15 protein-coding genes and 1 pseudogene are annotated in these 16,308 nt (G+C 72.6%); 11 read left to right on the forward strand and 5 right to left on the reverse strand.

All coding sequences use genetic code 11. The features are described 5' to 3' along the window. Nucleotides 1–3: 3 nt before the first annotated feature. A complete protein-coding gene (locus KBX08_RS09590; RefSeq protein WP_210782526.1) occupies nucleotides 4–1,170 on the reverse strand; it encodes a glutathionylspermidine synthase family protein in 1,167 nt (388 codons plus the stop codon). A gap of 1 nt (nucleotide 1,171) precedes the next feature. Beyond that, the gene (locus tag KBX08_RS09595) at nucleotides 1,172–1,444 is read right to left on the reverse strand and encodes a hypothetical protein (RefSeq protein WP_225855034.1); all 273 of its coding nucleotides are present in this window, start codon (nucleotides 1,442–1,444) and stop codon (nucleotides 1,172–1,174) included. 106 nt (nucleotides 1,445–1,550) lie between these two features. Between KBX08_RS09595 and KBX08_RS09600 the strand changes: the two genes are divergently transcribed. The 9 genes and pseudogenes from KBX08_RS09600 (at nucleotide 1,551) to KBX08_RS09640 (ending at nucleotide 10,705) form a co-directional block, all read left to right on the forward strand. Further along, nucleotides 1,551–2,471, forward strand: a complete 921-nt coding sequence (locus KBX08_RS09600; protein ID WP_210782531.1) for a proline dehydrogenase family protein — start codon at nucleotides 1,551–1,553, stop codon at nucleotides 2,469–2,471. Between the two features lie 193 nt (nucleotides 2,472–2,664). Then, nucleotides 2,665–3,954 (forward strand): hypothetical protein, encoded by a 1,290-nt coding sequence (locus KBX08_RS09605; RefSeq protein ID WP_210782532.1) that lies wholly within the window; start codon nucleotides 2,665–2,667, stop codon nucleotides 3,952–3,954. 79 nt (nucleotides 3,955–4,033) lie between these two features. Then, nucleotides 4,034–5,380, forward strand: coding sequence for an efflux RND transporter periplasmic adaptor subunit (locus KBX08_RS09610; RefSeq protein WP_210782573.1), 1,347 nt, complete (start codon nucleotides 4,034–4,036; stop codon nucleotides 5,378–5,380). Next, nucleotides 5,377–6,276, forward strand: a pseudogene (locus KBX08_RS09615) (ABC transporter ATP-binding protein); the annotation flags it as partial. The gene KBX08_RS09610 and the pseudogene KBX08_RS09615, both read left to right, overlap by 4 nt. A 92-nt stretch (nucleotides 6,277–6,368) precedes the next feature. Continuing rightward, nucleotides 6,369–7,553: an ABC transporter permease gene (locus KBX08_RS09620; protein ID WP_091402733.1), complete on the forward strand. Its 1,185-nt coding sequence runs from the start codon at nucleotides 6,369–6,371 to the stop codon at nucleotides 7,551–7,553. A 212-nt stretch (nucleotides 7,554–7,765) separates the two neighbouring features. Next, nucleotides 7,766–7,975 (forward strand): helix-turn-helix domain-containing protein, encoded by a 210-nt coding sequence (locus tag KBX08_RS09625; RefSeq protein WP_007465625.1) that lies wholly within the window; start codon nucleotides 7,766–7,768, stop codon nucleotides 7,973–7,975. A 270-nt stretch (nucleotides 7,976–8,245) separates the two neighbouring features. After that, nucleotides 8,246–8,347, forward strand: coding sequence for a 30S ribosomal protein bS22 (locus KBX08_RS09630; protein ID WP_007465623.1), 102 nt, complete (start codon nucleotides 8,246–8,248; stop codon nucleotides 8,345–8,347). 122 nt (nucleotides 8,348–8,469) lie between these two features. Continuing rightward, nucleotides 8,470–9,546 (forward strand): NAD-dependent epimerase/dehydratase family protein, encoded by a 1,077-nt coding sequence (locus tag KBX08_RS09635; protein WP_210782533.1) that lies wholly within the window; start codon nucleotides 8,470–8,472, stop codon nucleotides 9,544–9,546. Nucleotides 9,547–9,844: 298 nt separating this feature from the next. Then, nucleotides 9,845–10,705: a lysophospholipid acyltransferase family protein gene (locus KBX08_RS09640; RefSeq protein WP_210782575.1), complete on the forward strand. Its 861-nt coding sequence runs from the start codon at nucleotides 9,845–9,847 to the stop codon at nucleotides 10,703–10,705. Between the two features lie 47 nt (nucleotides 10,706–10,752). Here the strand turns inward: KBX08_RS09640 and KBX08_RS09645 are convergent, their stop codons facing one another. The 3 genes from KBX08_RS09645 to KBX08_RS09655 form a co-directional block, all read right to left on the reverse strand. Continuing rightward, nucleotides 10,753–11,622 carry an HAD family phosphatase gene (locus tag KBX08_RS09645; protein ID WP_210782535.1) on the reverse strand — a complete coding sequence of 290 codons (870 nt, stop codon included), beginning with the start codon at nucleotides 11,620–11,622 and terminating at the stop codon, nucleotides 10,753–10,755. 126 nt (nucleotides 11,623–11,748) lie between these two features. Then, nucleotides 11,749–12,618, reverse strand: a complete 870-nt coding sequence (locus tag KBX08_RS09650; protein ID WP_210782537.1) for a DUF5667 domain-containing protein — start codon at nucleotides 12,616–12,618, stop codon at nucleotides 11,749–11,751. 289 nt (nucleotides 12,619–12,907) lie between these two features. Next, the gene (locus KBX08_RS09655; protein ID WP_210782539.1) at nucleotides 12,908–13,864 is read right to left on the reverse strand and encodes an ECF subfamily RNA polymerase sigma factor, BldN family; all 957 of its coding nucleotides are present in this window, start codon (nucleotides 13,862–13,864) and stop codon (nucleotides 12,908–12,910) included. Nucleotides 13,865–14,449: 585 nt separating this feature from the next. Here KBX08_RS09655 and KBX08_RS09660 point away from each other — a divergent pair. Together KBX08_RS09660 and KBX08_RS09665 are read left to right on the forward strand one after the other, a co-directional pair. Next, nucleotides 14,450–16,057, forward strand: a complete 1,608-nt coding sequence (locus KBX08_RS09660; RefSeq protein WP_307850493.1) for an AMP-binding protein — start codon at nucleotides 14,450–14,452, stop codon at nucleotides 16,055–16,057. Beyond that, nucleotides 16,047–16,301 carry a glutaredoxin family protein gene (locus tag KBX08_RS09665; protein ID WP_030490173.1) on the forward strand — a complete coding sequence of 85 codons (255 nt, stop codon included), beginning with the start codon at nucleotides 16,047–16,049 and terminating at the stop codon, nucleotides 16,299–16,301. The genes KBX08_RS09660 and KBX08_RS09665 overlap by 11 nt, the downstream gene beginning before the upstream one ends. Nucleotides 16,302–16,308 lie beyond the last annotated feature (7 nt).

Below are 16,308 nucleotides of genomic sequence, written 5' to 3' on the forward strand. Positions count from 1 at the left end.
GACTCAGCGGGTGCGCGGCGCGTCGATGTAGTGCGGCAGGAACCGCGCGTAGCCGTCGGTGATCAGACTCGCGCTCTCCCGCACACCCACGCCGGCCGATTCGCCGTCGACGATCCAGCTGCCCAGCACCATCCGGTTGCCGGCGAACTGCGGCAACGCCCGGAACTCCTGGTAGCACCAGCCCTCGTCGCCGTAGATCCCCGGGTTGGTGATCTCCTCGTCGGCGGTGACGATGCGTACTGATCCGCCCTCGCGGCCGAGTAGTGGCTTGGCGACGTACTCCGGCATGCCGCGCGGCGAGTCGAGGTACGCCGGGAGCAGGTACTCGTGGCCGGGGTACAGCTCCCAGAGGACCGCGAGCAGCGCCTTGTTGGAGAGCAGCAGTTTCCAGGCCGGCTCGATCCAGGTGGTCGGGGTGCCCGGGGCCAGGGCCGCCGGCCCGTACGGCTCGGCCAGCATCCACTCCCACGGGTAGAGCTTGAAGCAGGTGGTCACCGGGTTGTCGTCGGCGTCGACGAAGCGCCGGCCGTCCCAGCCTATCTCCTGAATGGGTTGGAGCTCGACGCTCAGGCCGGCCTGCCGGGCGGTCTCGGCGAGGTAGCCGGCGGTCATGTGGTCCTCGCCGGACTCCTCCTCGTTCGACCAGAGCACGTGCACCCGGGGGTCGTGCAGCCCGGCCCCGATCTTGGCCCAGGCACCGACCAGCCGCTCGTGCAGGCTGTTCCACTGGTCCAGCTCCGGCCGGGTCTGCTCCAGCCAGTACCACTGGATGATGCTCGCCTCGACAAGCGCGGTGGGGGTGTCCGCGTTGTACTCCAACATCTTCGGGGGCCAGGTGCCGTCGTACGCGAGGTCGAAGCGCCCGTACAGGGTCGGTGGCGCCTCCCGCAGCGACCGGGCCACCGCGTCGGCCGCCCACTGCGGGATGCCGAACTCGGCGTACCGGCGCTGCGCCACCACGTGCTCGGCGGCGGCCACCGACATCCGGTGCAGCTCCTCGGTGGCCTCCTCCAGCCGCAGCACCTCGTCCAGGTCGAACGCGTACGCGGCGGTCTCGTCCCAGTACGACATGACCCCGCCGTCGGGCAGCTCGGTGTCGACGTAGACCAGCCCCTGCGACCGGATGGTGGCGTCCCAGTCGGGGCGAGGCGCAACCGTCTCGCGGCGCACGTCAGCCGCCGCAGGCGGCGAGGTGGGTGCCGAATCCGCCGCGTTCGGGCAGGGCGGCGGTGGTCGGCTCCGGGGCGGTGCGACCGGCGGCCGGGTCGGTGACCCGCATCGCCAGCGCGACGGTGTCGCCGCCGCCGACCGGCCCGAGGGCGCAGTCGTCGTCATCGTCGTCGTCCGAGGTCATGTTGCAGCCGGAAAGGGCGAGCGCGAGAGCGGTGAGCGCGCCGAGCTGCACGGAGGCCGAGCGGAGTCGGCGGCGGGGGCGTTGGTCCACGGCATCGTTGTAGCCGATCGACGCCACCGCCGCCGCCCCGCCCCCATGTCGAGGTGGCCCGGCCGCCCCTCGGCGGGGCCCCTGGCAGGGGCGTTACGCTCGGTTCATGCTCCGTTCCGTCATCCTCGCCGCCTCCCGGTCATCCCAGGTCGAGCGGCTCGTCGCGACTGCCCCGTACACCCGGGACGTCGTCCGCCGGTTCGTCGCCGGCGCCGCCACCGACGACGCGTTGCGCGCGACCCGCGGGCTCGTCGACGACGGCCTCGCGGTCACCCTCGACCACCTCGGTGAGGACACCGTCCGCCCCGAGCAGGCCACCGCCACCCGGGACGAATACCTGAAACTGCTGAAGATGCTCGGCGACGCGGGGCTCACCCCGGCCGCCGAGGTGAGCGTGAAGCTCTCCGCCCTCGGCCAGATGTTTGACGAGCAGTTGGCGTACGACAACGCGCGGGCGATCTGCGCGGCGGCCGACGCGGCGGGCACCACTGTCACCCTGGACATGGAGGACCACACCACCACCGACTCGACGTTGGAGGTGCTGAGCCGGCTGCGCAAGGACTTCCCGTCGACCGGCGCGGTGCTCCAGGCGTACCTGCGGCGGACCGAGTCGGACTGCCGGGAACTCTCCTCGGCCGGGTCGCGGGTGCGGCTGTGCAAGGGCGCCTACAAGGAGCCGGAGTCGGTGGCGTACCAGTCGGCCCGTGAGGTGGACAAGTCGTACGTGCGCTGCATGAACATCCTGATGTCCGGCGACGGTTACCCGATGCTGGCCACCCACGACCCGCGGATGATCGCCATCGGTGAGGACCGGGCCCGGTGGTTCGACAGGGGTCCCGAGCGTTTCGAGTTCCAGATGCTCTACGGCATTCGCCCCGAGGAGCAGGCCCGGTTGGTCGGCGAGGGCTACACGGTGCGCACCTACGTCCCGTACGGCGACGAGTGGTACGGCTACCTGATGCGCCGGCTCGCCGAGCGCCCCGCCAACCTGGTCTTCTTCGGCCGTGCCCTGATCTCCAAGAAGTAGTTCCTCCGGTTCGGCCGACGGGCCGGCGGCGACCCTCGGGTCACCGCCGGCCCGTTTCGCGTATCCGGCTGGTGAACGTTGGCTAAGCGAATTAGCTGTAAAGCTATGACAACTAGCCAGGTGCGCGAGCGGCCGGGCCGATCGGCCCGGGGCGGCCTCGCCGTATCCAGGTAGTGGTCGTACCCTTCGGCGGGTGACTGACGAGGTGCAGCAGCCAGCACCACGGCGGCTCTGGCCGCTGTGGACGGTGCTCGTGGTTGTCGTCCTGCTGCTGGGCTGCGGCCTGCCGGCGGCGCTCGTCGTCGGAGTGATCCGGGAGACAGGCTCGCGCCCCACTGTCAGCCGGGTCGGTGCCTCGGCGGCCGACGACCCGGCCACCGCCGTGGCCCGGGGGCTGTCCGACCGGATCACCGCCCAGCTCCACCGGCAGTCGGCGGCGCTCCTGGTTGGCGACCGCGCCGGTTTCCTCGCCGTCGCCGATCCCGCCGCCCACGACGACCTGCGCCGACGCTTCGCCGCGCTACGCGAGCTCAAGGTGACCGGCTGGCGGGCCGAGCCGAGTGGCCTGCCCGTGCCGATCATCGGCAAGCCCGGCGAGTGGCGGCTGCTGGTGCGCTTCCAGTACTGCTTCGTCACGCCGAACTGCCGGCCCAGCCCGGTGCTGATCGGCACCCGGTGGCGGGAGAACGGCGACCAGCCCCGGATGGTCGCCATGGAGGAATCCAAGTCGGTGCAGACCGGCACCCGACCCTGGGAGATCAGCGACCTGGCGGTCGCCATCGGCGCCCGGACCATCGTCGCCACCACCCCGGCGCTGCGCGGCAAGCTGCCCGGCCTGCTCGCGCAGGCCGAGGCGGCGGCAAGGGTCGCCGACGGGTACGCGGTGACCGGCTCACCGCCGGACCGATACCGGATCTTCTACGCCGGGCGCACCGAGTGGCAGCGCTGGTACGGCGGGGAACGCCCAGAATGGACCGGCGGTTACGCGGTCACAGTGGGCGGCGGCCACCACGAGGTGGTGCTCAACGCCGAAGGGCTCTCCAACAGCGGCACCGACGACCTGCTGCGGCACGAGTTGACCCACGCGGCGTCGTTGCCCGAGCGCGGCTACCCGGGCAAGCTCACCTGGTGGTTGGTCGAGGGCCTGGCCGAGTTCGCCGGTGCCGGCGGCCAGGCGGTCGACCGGTACGAGGGGATCGCCGACGTGCGCAAGATGGTCCGGGGCGGCTGGGACGGCAAGTTGGAGGGCGTCAACCCCGCCGACGACGCGTCCGCCGAACGGGTAGCCGCCAGCTACGGCATCGGTTACCTGGCCGTTCGGCACCTCGTCGACAGGTACGGGCCGCTGCGGCTGCTCACCTTCTTCAAGACAGTGGTGCACGACGGCAGGACCATCGACGCGGCCTCCGAGAAGGCGTTCGGTGAGCAGTGGTCGACACTGCACGACGAGTGCGTGGCGTACGTCCGCGCCACCGCCGCCTGACGCAGCTCGGAGGCGCTGCGGCGGTGCGCCGTACCATCGATGGGTGCGCCGTTCCCAGTCGTCACGGCCCGCCAGCACCATGCGGCCCCGCCTGCTCATCGCCCTGACCGCCGTCGTCGTCCTCACCGCCACCACCGCCGCCTCCTGCGGCGACGAAGGCCCCGATCTCGCGCTGGCGTCGGCCGCCCGCAACCCGGTCACCGAGGTGATCGACGCACCCGCCACGGTGACCGCCCGTGCCGCCGCCACCCTCACCGCTCCCGCCGACGGCACCCTGTCCAGCCTGCGCGTCCAACCTGGACAACGGGTCAGGCGCGGTCAGGTGCTGGCGGTGGTCGACTCGCCGAGCGCGCAACAGCGCCTCCGTCAGGCCAAGGAGGCGCTGGCCGCCGCGAAGCGTGCCGGCCGGGGCGTCGGAGCGGGCAGCCTGACCAGCAGCCGGCGTGGCACCGACAAGGCCGCCGACGAGGCCTTCGACGCGGCCCGCAAGGCCGCCGAGAAGATCGCCGACCCGCAACTGCGCGACGCGCTGCTCACCCAGGTGACGTCCGCGCAACGCCAGTACGCGGCCGCCGCGCGCAGCGCCGACCAGGCGGTCCGCGCTGTGCAGCGGGGGATCAACGGGTTGAGTTCCGCCGTCGGCGCGCTCTCCGCGGCGCAACGGCTCCAGGCCCAGCAGGCGTACGACCTGGCGAAGGCGACAGTCGACGCGCTGACCCTGCGCGCCCCGATCGCCGGGGTGGTGCAGCCCGGCGGCACCCGGGCCGGCGGTGGCGCGAATGCCGGTCTGGCCGGGCTGTTGGAGCAGGCCGGTGGCGCGGGCCTCGACCCGTCCGTGCTGGCCCCCACTCAGGGTGGGCCGCCCGCCGGGGTGGACGACGCCGTCGTCGTCGGTGGGCTGGTCACCGCCGGCACGCCGGTGCTGACCGTGGTGGACACCGGGCAGCTCGGGCTGCTCGCCGAGGTGGACGAGACCGACGTGCTGCTGGTCAAGGCCGGCGTGCCGGCCACCGTCGAGTTGGACGCCGTCACCGGCGCCAGCTACGACGCCACCGTCCGCTCGGTCGACGTGCTGCCCACCAGTTCCGCGCAGGGCGGGGTCACCTACCGGGTCCGCCTCGCGCTGGGCGCCGGGAAGCTGGCCGAGGACGAGCCGGCCCCGACGCCCCGCCCCGGAATGAACGCGATCGTGCACCTGCGGGTACGTGAGGCCGTGGACGCGGTGACCGTCCCCGCGTCGGCGGTGTTCTCCGCCGACGGCCGCGACGCGGTCTGGGTGGTCCGTGACGGCAAGGCGGGCCGAGCGTCGGTGACCGTGGGCGTCCAGGGGTCCGACCTCGTGCAGATCCTCAACGGCGTGCAGCCCGGCGACCGGATCGTGGTGCGCGGCGCCGACCAGGTCCGCGACGGCCAGGAAGTCCGGTGACCGAACCAGCCGTCGCAGATCCGCCGGCAGGGGAGCGTGTCCCGGCCATCGAGGCGGTGGACGTGTCCCGGACGTACCAGCTCGACGGGGTGTCGGTGGAGGCGCTGCGCGGGGTGTCGCTCACCGTGCAGTCGGGGGACTACGTGGCCCTGGTCGGCCCGTCCGGCTCGGGCAAGTCCACCCTCATGCACCTCCTCGGCGGGCTGGACCGGCCCACCGGTGGCCGCCTGGTGATCGGCGGGCGGGACGTCAACGCCCTGGCGCCGCCGGAGATGGCGACCCTGCGCAACGAGACGATCGGCTTCGTCTTCCAGGCGTTCCACCTGCTGCCGCGTACCTCGGCGGTGGAGAACGTGGCGTTGCCCCTGGTCTACCGGGGGGTGTCGGCCCGGCAGCGGCGGGAGCGGGCGGCGGCGATGCTGGGCCGGGTCGGCCTCGGGCACCGACTGGACCACCGGCCCAACCAGATGTCCGGCGGTGAGCAGCAGCGGGTGGCGATCGCTCGCGCGCTGGTCACCGAGCCGACGGTGCTGCTGGCCGACGAGCCCACCGGCAACCTGGACAGCGTCACCGGCGCCGCGGTGCTGGAGCTGTTGGAGCAGTTGAACGCGGAGTCCGGGGTGGCGCTGGTGATGGTCACCCACGACCAGGAGGTGGCGGCCCGCGCCCACCGCCGGATCACCATGCGCGACGGGGTGGTCGTGGCGGACAGCGCCGACCCGCGCTCTGCTCATGATCGACCGCCGTCCGTTGATCACGGTCGACCTGCGACACTGGTCCCCGCTCCCAGCGCGGAGCCCCGGTCCGCGTCCGGAAGCGGTCCGGGGCACCCGTCCGGTGGCTCCGGTGGCGCCGCCGGAGCCACCGGGCGCCTTCCGCGCGAGGTCGAGCGGCCCGAGGCCCACTCACGCGACGCCGCCGGGGGCGATGCCGTTGCGCGCGAGGGCGCTGCGGGCGCGCGCCAAGCCGACCGACCCGGGGGTACGGCGTGAGGGTCGCCGAGGCATGGCGGGTGGCGCTGGACGCCCTGCGGGCCAACCGGCTGCGTAGCGCGCTGACCATGCTCGGGGTGATCATCGGGGTGGCCTCGGTGGTGCTGCTGGTGGCCATCGGCACCGGCACCAAACAGAAGGTCGAGCAACAGGTCGAGGGCCTCGGCTCCAACCTGCTGCTGGTCGTCCCCGGCCGGATCGAGGTGGGCAACGCGCCGGTCGTCTCGCCGCTGACCCTCAAGGACGTGGACGCCGTCACCCGGGTGGTCGGCGACCCCGATCGGGTGGCGGTCACCGTCGCCTCCGGGGCGACAGCGCGGGCCGGCGCCCGTTCCGACTTCACCACGGTGCAGGGCGTCCTGGAGACGACCCCGGCGGTGTTCACCCGCTCGCTGGCGCGGGGACGGTACCTCACCGGCACCGACGTGGACACCAGCCGACGGGTGGCGGTGCTCGGTGACTCGGTCGCCCGTGCGCTCTTCCCCGACCGGGACCCGCTCGGCCAGCAGGTGGCGCTGGCCGGGGTGCGGTTCCGGGTGATCGGGGTCTTCGCGCCCCTCGGGCAGAGCCTCGGCGTCGACCGGGACGACGAGGTGCACGTGCCGGTGACCGCAGCGCAACGACTCTGGGGCACCCAGCGGGTCGACGGCATCGCGGTGAAGGCGCCGGACCGGGAGCGGATCGACGAGCTGGGCGAACGGATCGTCGCCGAGCTGAACCGCCGTCACCCGGACACCGAGTTCAGCGCCGTCACCCAGCAGCAGATCCTCGGCGTGCTCGGCGACATCCTCGGTGTCCTCACCGGCGTGCTGGCGGCCATCGCCGGCATTTCGCTGCTCGTCGGCGGAGTCGGCGTCTCCAACATCATGTTGGTCAGCGTCCGGGAGCGGACCCGGGAGATCGGGCTGCGCAAGGCCGTCGGGGCACGTCCCCGCGACATCGGCGTGCAGTTCCTGCTGGAGGCGGTGCTGCTCACCACGATCGGCGGGCTCACCGGGATGGCGCTGGGCGTGGGAACCGCCCTGCTGGTCGACGCGCTGTCGCCAATTCCGGCGGCGATCACCTGGTGGTCGTTGGCGCTCGCCTTCGGGGTGTCGGCGGTCGTGGGCATCGTCTTCGGTGTGGTTCCCGCGCAGCGCGCCGGCCGTCTCGACCCGGTGGTCGCGCTGCGCACCGAATGAGCAGCGCCGGAACAACCGGACGACCGGCGCGCACGGGCGGATACCGGGAGCGCGGACCGGGTGAACCGGCCACCGAAACATGATCAGTTGCAGGAAGGGATCGCGCCGGTCACAACCGCCCCGCTACCGTACTGGTAACACGCGCGTCGCCGGCCCGGCCCGGAGCATCCGTCGGGTTGGCACGCGCCGGGCATGGGATGGGTCGGTGAGCCATGGCCGGGTCACAGTCCGACGGACGGCTGTCGGAGGTCAAGTTCCTGACCGTCGCGGAGGTGGCGACGGTCATGCGGGTGTCAAAGATGACTGTCTATCGCCTGGTGCACAGCGGTGAGCTCACCGCCGTCCGGGTCGGCCGGTCATTCCGGGTGCCCGAGCATGCGGTGCACGAATATCTGCGGGGTGCCTTTCAGGAGACCGCCTGAGCCACCGCCCCGCCCTCCGATCGCCGGCTGACCGGCATCGGTGGGCGTAAGGAGTGAGCTCGCGGGCCCCGCGGTCGCGAACCGGAGGCGGTCGCGACGGGGGCGCGTTGGTCCGGCTGACGCCCTCCGGCTACCCTGGAGCCCGACCGAGACCCCACCGGTGCGCCCCGCCGCCCAGACTGGTCCGGTCCGTTGTCCGCAAGCGGTCGCCGTCGCCACCTGCGTGGTGTCATCCGGTCCGCCCCGCACGTTGTATCGAAAGGCTGTCGTATGGGCTCGGTGGTCAAGAAGCGCCGTAAGCGCATGGCTAAGAAGAAGCACCGCAAGCTGCTGCGCAAGACCCGCGTCCAGCGTCGCCGTCTCGGCAAGTGATCGCCGCCGGGCTGTCGGCCCGGCGTTCGGCGTCACTTGCCAAACTGTCGACCTCCGGAGGCTCAGGTGATCAGGCCGTGGTCGTCCCGGCTCGGTCCATCCTGCCGGCGTAGGTGCGTCAGATGACCCCCGGTGGCACCTCAGGTGCTCCGGGGGTCGTCGTCGTCACCGGAGTGGGCCGTTACCTGGGCGCCCACGTGGCGGCCCGACTGGCCGCCGACCCGCGCATCGAACGGGTCATCGGCGTCGACGCACCGGACTCCGGCACCGAGTTCACCGACCTGCTGGACCGGGTCGAACGCATCCGCGTCGACAGCGGTTCCCTCGGTGGCCTCCTCGCCGACCTGGACGTCGACGCGGTCGTGCACCTCGCGCTCGTCACCTCACCCGACCCGCAGCACGGCGGCCGGTCCGCGATGAAGGACCAGAACGTCATCGGCAGCATGCAGATGCTCGCCGCCTGCCAGCGGGCACCCCGACTGCGCAAGCTCGTGGTCCGCTCGTCGACAGCCGCGTACGGGGTGTCGTTCCGGGATCCGGCGGTCTTCACCGAGGAAACCGAACCCCGCGAGGTGCCGCGCGGCGGTTTCGGCCGCGACATCCTCGACCTCGAGGGGTACGTGCGCGGCTTCCGCCGCCGCCGGTCCGACGTCACCGCCACGGTGCTGCGTTTCGCCCCGTTCATCGGTTCGACCGCCGACACCACGTTGACCCGCTACTTCTCGCAGCCGTTCGTGCCGACCGTCTTCGGCCGTGATCCCCGCCTGCAGTTCCTGCACTTCGACGACGCGTTGGAGGTGCTGCACCGGTCGATCGTGGAGGACCATCCCGGCACGTACAACGTCGCCGGCCCCGGGGTGCTGTCGCTGTCCCAGGCGATCCGGCGCGCCGGACGGGTCGCCGTCCCGGTGCTGGAGCCGGGTCTCTCCGGGGCCGCCGCGCTGGCCCGCACCATGGGCTTCGGCCGCTACGGCCTGGACCAGGTCGACCTCTTCGTGCACGGCCGGGTGGTCGACACCAGCCGGCTCGAGCAGGAGTACGGCTTCACACCCCGGTCGACCGCCGAGGCGTTCGAGGACTTCATCCGCGCCCATCATGGTGGGGTGGTGGTCACCCGGGATCAGCTGGCCGCCGCCGAGCAACTCGTCCTGGACGGCATCCGGCAGGTCCGCTCAGCGGTCCGGGAGCGGTCATCGTGAGCGCGAGGAGCGAGCCGGTCTTGCGAGCCCCGCATCCGCGAACCGAGGCGGCATCATGAGTGGGCCGGAGGAGGGGCGCGACCCGCAGTCGGTCGGGCGTTTCGACGTACCGCAGCAGGTGCCCGCGCCGGACGCGGAACCGGCGCGGCGCAACGGACATCGACCGGCCGCGCAGGCCGCGCCGACCCCGACCGCACCGCCGGTCTCCAGCGCACCGCCGACCCCGACCCCGACCCCGACCCCGGCTCGGACGCCGGCCGGCGAGGTCGACGCCGCGTTGCCCGGCGGCACCGAGCCGGTGGTGTCGGACCGGCCCGGGGACCACTGGGACCGCAAGGTCGCGAACGGGTTGGCGTTCCTGCGCCGGCGGCTCTCCGGTGACTACGAGGTCGACGAGTTCGGTTTCGACGCGGAGTTGACCGACGCGGTCTTCCACCCACTGCTGCGGCTGCTCTACCGGGACTGGTTCCGCACCGAGGTCAGTGGGGTGCAGCACGTCCCCGTGGACGGGCCCGCCCTGGTGGTCGGCAACCACTCCGGGACGGTGGCACTGGACGCCCTGATCCTCTCGGCGGCGCTGCACGACAAGCATCCCGCCCATCGCTACCTGCGGCTGCTCGGCGCCGACCTGGTCTTCCGGATGCCGGTGGTCTCCGAGTTGGCCCGCAAGACCGGCGGCACTGTGGCCTGTAACCCGGACGCCGAGCGGCTGCTCGGCGGCGGCGATCTGGTCGGTGTGTTCCCCGAGGGCTTCAAGGGCATCGGCAAGCTCTACGCCGACCGTTACAAACTGCAACGCTTCGGGCGGGGCGGGTTCGTCTCGGCGGCGCTGCGCACCGGCACCCCGATCGTGCCCGTCGCCATCGTCGGCGGCGAGGAGATCTACCCGATGCTCGCCGACATCAAGCCCCTGGCGCGGCTGCTGAAGCTGCCCTACTTCCCGGTCACGCCGACGTTCCCGCTGCTCGGCCCGCTGGGCATGGTGCCGCTGCCCAGCAAGTGGCTGATCGAGTTCTGCCCGCCGATTCCCACCGCACACCTGACCGACTCGGCGGACGACCCGCTGGTGGTCTTCAACCTCGCCGACCAGGTGCGGGAGACCATCCAGCAGACCCTGCACACGCTGCTGGAGCGACGGCCCGACCCGTTCGGCCCTTAGGGGCCTCAGCCGACCTGACGCTTTGGCACCCGCCCTGGGCGGGCGTCTCAGCCGGCGCGGCGGCGGCGCTGTAGGGCCAGTCCGGCGGTGACCGCGCCCGCGACCAGCCCGGCGGCCGCGGTCGACGGTACGGCGATCTTGACCGCTCGGCGGCCGGTGCGGAAGTCCCGCACCTCCCAGCCGTGCTGGCGGGCCTGCCGCAGCAGGGCGCCGTCCGGGTTGACGGCCACTGCCCGGCCCACCGCGCAGAGCAGCGGCAGGTCGTTCGCCGAGTCGCTGTAGGCCGCGCAGCGGGACAGGTCGAGCCCTTCCACGGCGGCGAGCTGGGTGACCGCCTCGGCCTTGGCCGGCCCGTGCATCAGGTCACCCACCAACCGCCCGGTGTACGCCCCGTCCAGCACCTCGGCCACAGTGCCGATGGCACCGGTCAGGCCGAGCCGGGCGGCGATCACCCGGCCGATCTCGACGGGGGCGGCGCTGACCAGCCAGACCCGCTGACCGGCGTCCAGGTGACGCTGAGCGAGCTGGTGGGTGCCGGCCCAGATCCGGGGGGCCATCATCTCGTCGAAGATCTCCTCGGCGAGGTGTTCGACCTCGTTGACCCGCCAGCCCTGGACGAAGGCCAGCGCCGCCTCCTTGGCCACTGACATGTCACCGGCGTGCTCCCGGGCCAGCAGCCGGAAGCGGAGCTGCTGCCAGGCGAATCGGGCCAGGTCGGCGGTGGTCACGTAGTTTCGGGAGGCGAGACCACGGGCGAACCAGTAGATCGACGCGCCCTGCATCATCGTGTTGTCCACGTCGAAGAACGCCGCGCCGGTCGGGTCGGGTGCGCTCACCGGGGCCAGGTCGGTCTCCGCCCAGGCTGCGGTGTGCCCCTCGGCGTCGGTGCTGACCGTCACCTTACGGCTACGCGCCACGCGAATCCCTTCCTCACCGGTACGACGGATGCTCCCCCGCGAGGGTATCCGCCGTAGACGGGCGACCGGCCGGGCACACAGCGAACTGTGGCGCGGCCGGTCGGACGTGCGGTATGGGGACGCGGGTCAGCGGGCCCCGGGGCAGGTGCCCGGGTTCGGCCCGAGGGCGTCGCTGGCGGTCGGTGCCGGCAGGCCGCAGGCGATCGCCGCGCGCAGGTCGTCCGAGCGTTCCCGGATGCCGTCCAGCAACACCAGCGACCGCTGGGTCCGTTCCCGGTCGACCCGGGTGCTCCCGTCGAGCAGACCGCGTACGGCCCGGCGCTGGCTCGACACGAAGGTGTTGAGAGTGTCCAGGCTGCCCGGCTCGGCCCGCTGCACAGCGGCCGAGGTCAGCAGGCGGACTCCCTGCCGGCTGTCGGCGTCCATGTCGTCGAGGACCGCGCTGTAGCCGATCCGGTCGCCGCGCAGCTTGGCGGCTTCGCCGACTCTGGTCCGGGCGAAGTCCAGGAAGAGTTGGCCCCTGCTGATGTCGGAGCTGGCCAGGGCGAGCTGTGCCCGTTCGGTGGAGCGCTTCATGCCGTACAGCGCGTCACCGGGCACCGCGTTCTCGCTGGCGGCGGAGATCCCGGAGACGGCGATGGCCCCGGCGGCGATGCCGACCAGGATCGCGCCCCGGGCTCGGGCCCGCCGTGCGGTGACGGCCGGCAGTAGCCGCCCGCGGGTGTTCGTGGCGGCCGGTTCGCTGACCGCCGCTGGTGTGCTGCCCAGCCCTTCCCGCTCGGCGGTTGCGAGCAGCATCGCCCGCAGGCCGGTACGGAAGTCCTGGTCCACCTCGACAGCCGGGGGGTCGACGCTGAGCCGCTGACCCACTGCGACGAGCGGCGCCAGTTGGCCGTCCACCCGGGATCGCACGTGGTGTCGTCGAGCGCCGTTGGCCTCGTCGAGAAGCTGCGCGAAGCGCTCCGCGCGCCGGCGGGAGAAGAGGGTGTTGTCCACCGCAGGCACCTCCTCTCGCTGGTCACGGCCGGTCGGCCGCCGTCGTTGCCAGCGACCGGGCGGCAGTGTGACACCACGGAGGTGAGGTGCCGCCGGCATGCCGGTCGGACCTCGGTGACCCGGGCCTGCCGGGACATCCACCGGTCGCACCCGGAGAAACGCGGCGGACGGGGCACGGGTTACGGGCCTGGCGGAGCGGAAATTACAGAAAGTGATGGGCATCACCGGGCGGGACCGACTCTGAGCTGTGCGGACGTTGATCGACGCCCGTCGGTCCCGCCGTAACAAACTACGGCTGGAAGCCGTCGGGCAGCAGCCGGGCCAGGGCGCGGACGGCGCGGTACTGGAGGGCCTTGATGGCTCCCTCGTTCTTGCCCATCGCGCGGGCCGTCTCGGCGACCGAGAAGCCCTGGAGGAAGCGGAGCACGATGCATTCCTGCTGCTCCGGGTTGAGCTGCTTCACGGCGGTGAGGAGCGCGACGTTGGTGATGTGCTCCACCACCGCCGCCTCCGGGCTGCCCTCCGGGCCCCGGTCCTCCCGGTCGGCGTCGAGGACGTCGCCGGTGGTGACCTCGAGCCGGTACCGGCCCGACTTGAAGTGGTCCGCGACGAGGTTGCGGGCGATGGTCACCAGCCAGGCGCCGAGGTCGCGGCCCTGCCAGGTGAAGCTGCCGATCCGCTTGAGCGCGCGCAGGAAGGTGTCCGAGGTGAGATCCTCGGCGAGTTGCCGGTTGCCGACCCGGAAGTAGACGAACCGGAAGACGGTGTCCACGTAGCGGTCGTAGATCAGACCGAACGCCTCGGACTCGCCGGCCTGGGCCCGCTCGATCAGCGTCCAGACCTCGGTTGCCGGGTCGGACGGGTCCGGGCGGCTCGGGAAACCGGTCGGGGTGGTCGCGGTGGTGGCCGGCACCGCCGGGATCACCGCTGTCTCACCCGCCGCCGGGTCGGTGGTGACCGCCGGTGTGTCGGCTACCCGACGACCCTGCACAGGCATTGTGGGTCGAGACGGTACGGCGACCCGGCCGCCGGCCGGCTTCGCGTTGCCACCGGGCACCGCGGGTCGCGGCGGTGGCTCGTTGTGGTGTGGCCGGCTGCGGATCCGCTGCGCCGCGCCGTCACCCCGCACGACGCCGCCGTGCTGTTCGTCCGATGGGGCACGGGCCGCTGGCCGCTCGTTCACGTGGGAGCGGGCGGGTTGACCGGTCAGGCCGACCGGGCGTTCCGCGTAACCGAAGGTGGTCACCGTGTTGCCCCCGTCCCGTCGGTCGCCGGGCGGGCCGGTCTAGGTCTCGTCGGGGCGGACCGACCGGTTGACCGGTCGGGCAGGACGGTCACGGGAGTTGCCGACGGGCGGCAATTCCCCTGGAGGTGCTGGTCCAATGCGCTCACAGGCACGGGGGCCTCCTCGGGCTGAGGGGTGTCGACTCACGGCAAATGGGGTGAGCCGACCCGAGTGATGATAGGGCCAACGTCACCCGCGCGTGGCAAGTCCGTTACACAAGGCGGAAGTATTTCCCGCTCCGTCGCACCGGTGGCGGACCGGTTGTCCGTCGTGTGCGATTGACTTTCCGCCGGTCGGGTGTTCCAGGGTGGATCCCCAGGTCGGAGGCTTACCACCATTCGGCCGACCCGACGCGCCGGGCGGCCGGACGGTGGCGGCCGAACTGCCTGTGGTCAGCGTCGCACGTCCCATCGACAGGACCTGATCGGATCGCCGGTGGCACACCGGACAGTCCCGTACATGGGACTGTCGCGGTGTCGCCCTCCGGGCGTGGGCCCCACCATCGGGCGTGGCCCGTCGCTGTCCGCTGTGCCAGACTCGATCACCGTGCAGGACGCCTCGGAAAGCCCCGCGCCGAACATCGCCGACCGGGTCCGCCGGGCGGCTCTCGACCGCGCCGACCGGCCCGCGCTGCACTGGCGTGAGCACACAGTGAGCTGGTCCGAACTGGACGCCGCGGTGGACGCCGCCGCGCGCGGCCTGTCCGCCGCAGCGCCACCCACCGACCCCGGCGGTACGCCGCCACGCGTCGCCATCGCGCTGCCCAACACGCCGGACTTCGTGATCGCCTGGCTCGGCGCCCTCCGCGCCGGGCTGGTCACCGTGCCGGTCAACCCCGGCCTCACCGCCCCGGAGCTGCGGCACGTGCTGGCCGACTCCGGCGCGTCGGTGCTCATCGCCACCGACCACGTTCGAGCGCTGGTCGCCGACGTGGCCGCCGAACTGCCCGCACTCGCCTCGGTGTACGGCACGCCACCGACCGCCGAGGCGCCCGGACCGGCATTCCGCCCTCGACGCGGCGGCGCTGACCTGGCTGTACTGCTCTACACCTCCGGCACCGAGGGGCGACCCAAGGGGGCGATGCTCTCGCACCAGGCGCTGCTCGCCAACCACGAACAGGTCGCGGAGATCGAACCGCCGGTGGTCGGGCCGACCGACACTGTTCTCCTGGCGTTGCCGCTGTTCCACGCGTACGGGCTCAACTCGGGGCTCGGCGCGGTCGTGCACCACGGCGCGACCGGTGTGCTGCTCGACGAGCCCGGCCCGACGGCGGGGCTGGACGAGGTCGAGCGGCACCGGGTCAGCGTGCTGGTCGGCGTACCGTCGATGTTCCTGACCTGGGCCGGCGCGGCCACGGCCCGCGCGGCGACCGCGGCGGTGCGGGTAGCGGTCTGCGGCGCGGCACCGCTCGAACCCGCTGTCGCGGCGCGCTTCGCGGAGGTCACCGGGCATCAGGTGCACATCGGGTACGGCCTCACCGAGACCGCGCCGGTGCTCACCTCCACCCTGGTCGGCGGCGTGGCCAAGCCGGGTTCGATCGGCCGGCCGCTGCCCGGGGTGCGGCTACGCCTGGTCGGCGCCGACGGGACGGAGCTGTGGCGCGACGGGCTGACCGTCCCCGACGACGACCCGGACGAGCTGGACATCTCCGACGTGGCGCCGGGCACCGACCCGGGGCAGATCGTGGTGTCCGGCCCCAACCTCTTCACCGGCTACTGGCCCGACGGTCGGGGCGGCCCGGACGCCGAGGGTTGGTGGGGCACCGGTGACATCGCGTACGCCGACGAGGACGGGGACCTCTTCCTGGTCGACCGGCTCGGCGAGTTGATCCTGGTCAACGGGTTCAACGTCTATCCGCACGAGGTCGAGCTGGTGCTCGCCGGGCACCCCGGGGTGGTCGAGTCGGCGGTACTGGGTGTGCCGCACCCGCGGACCGGCGAGACTGTGCGGGCGTACGTGGTGCCGGTGCAGGGCCGACCGGTGACCAGCGAGGAGTTGCTCGCCCACTGCGCACGGAACCTGGCCCGGTTCAAGTGCCCGACCGCTGTCGAGTTCGTCGACGCCCTGCCGCACTCGGCGATCGGCAAGGTACGCAAGACCCAACTCCGGTCGGCGACGCCGACCGACCGCACGGAGGTAACCGATGGCCAGTGACGCCCGACTCGCCCTGATCACCCGACCCGGCTGCCACCTGTGCGACGACGCCAAGGCGGCGCTCGACCGGGTGGTCGCGGTCACCGGCGACAAGTGGGTCGAGTGGGACGTCACCGGCGACGAGGGGTTGGAGCGGGAGTACGGGGACCGGCTGCCGGTGGTGATGCTCGACGGCAAGGAGCACGGCTACTGGCGGGTCGAGGAGGACCGGCTGCTGCGGGACCTGACCACGCCGCAGCTCTGACGGGTGC

This window comes from Micromonospora sp. H61, assembly GCF_018070325.1.
In the GTDB taxonomy this organism is placed as follows: domain Bacteria; phylum Actinomycetota; class Actinomycetes; order Mycobacteriales; family Micromonosporaceae; genus Micromonospora; species Micromonospora salmantinae.

Excerpts from the sequence above, each read along its gene's own strand:
- KBX08_RS09600 (WP_210782531.1), top strand. The coding sequence starts at position 1,551 with ATGCTCCGTTCCGTCATCCTCGCCGCCTCCCGGTCATCCCAGGTCGAG.
- KBX08_RS09610 (WP_210782573.1), top strand. The coding sequence starts at position 4,034 with ATGCGGCCCCGCCTGCTCATCGCCCTGACCGCCGTCGTCGTCCTCACC.
- KBX08_RS09625 (WP_007465625.1), top strand. The coding sequence starts at position 7,766 with ATGGCCGGGTCACAGTCCGACGGACGGCTGTCGGAGGTCAAGTTCCTG.
- KBX08_RS09630 (WP_007465623.1), top strand. The coding sequence starts at position 8,246 with ATGGGCTCGGTGGTCAAGAAGCGCCGTAAGCGCATGGCTAAGAAGAAG.
- KBX08_RS09635 (WP_210782533.1), top strand. The coding sequence starts at position 8,470 with ATGACCCCCGGTGGCACCTCAGGTGCTCCGGGGGTCGTCGTCGTCACC.
- KBX08_RS09665 (WP_030490173.1), top strand. The coding sequence starts at position 16,047 with ATGGCCAGTGACGCCCGACTCGCCCTGATCACCCGACCCGGCTGCCAC.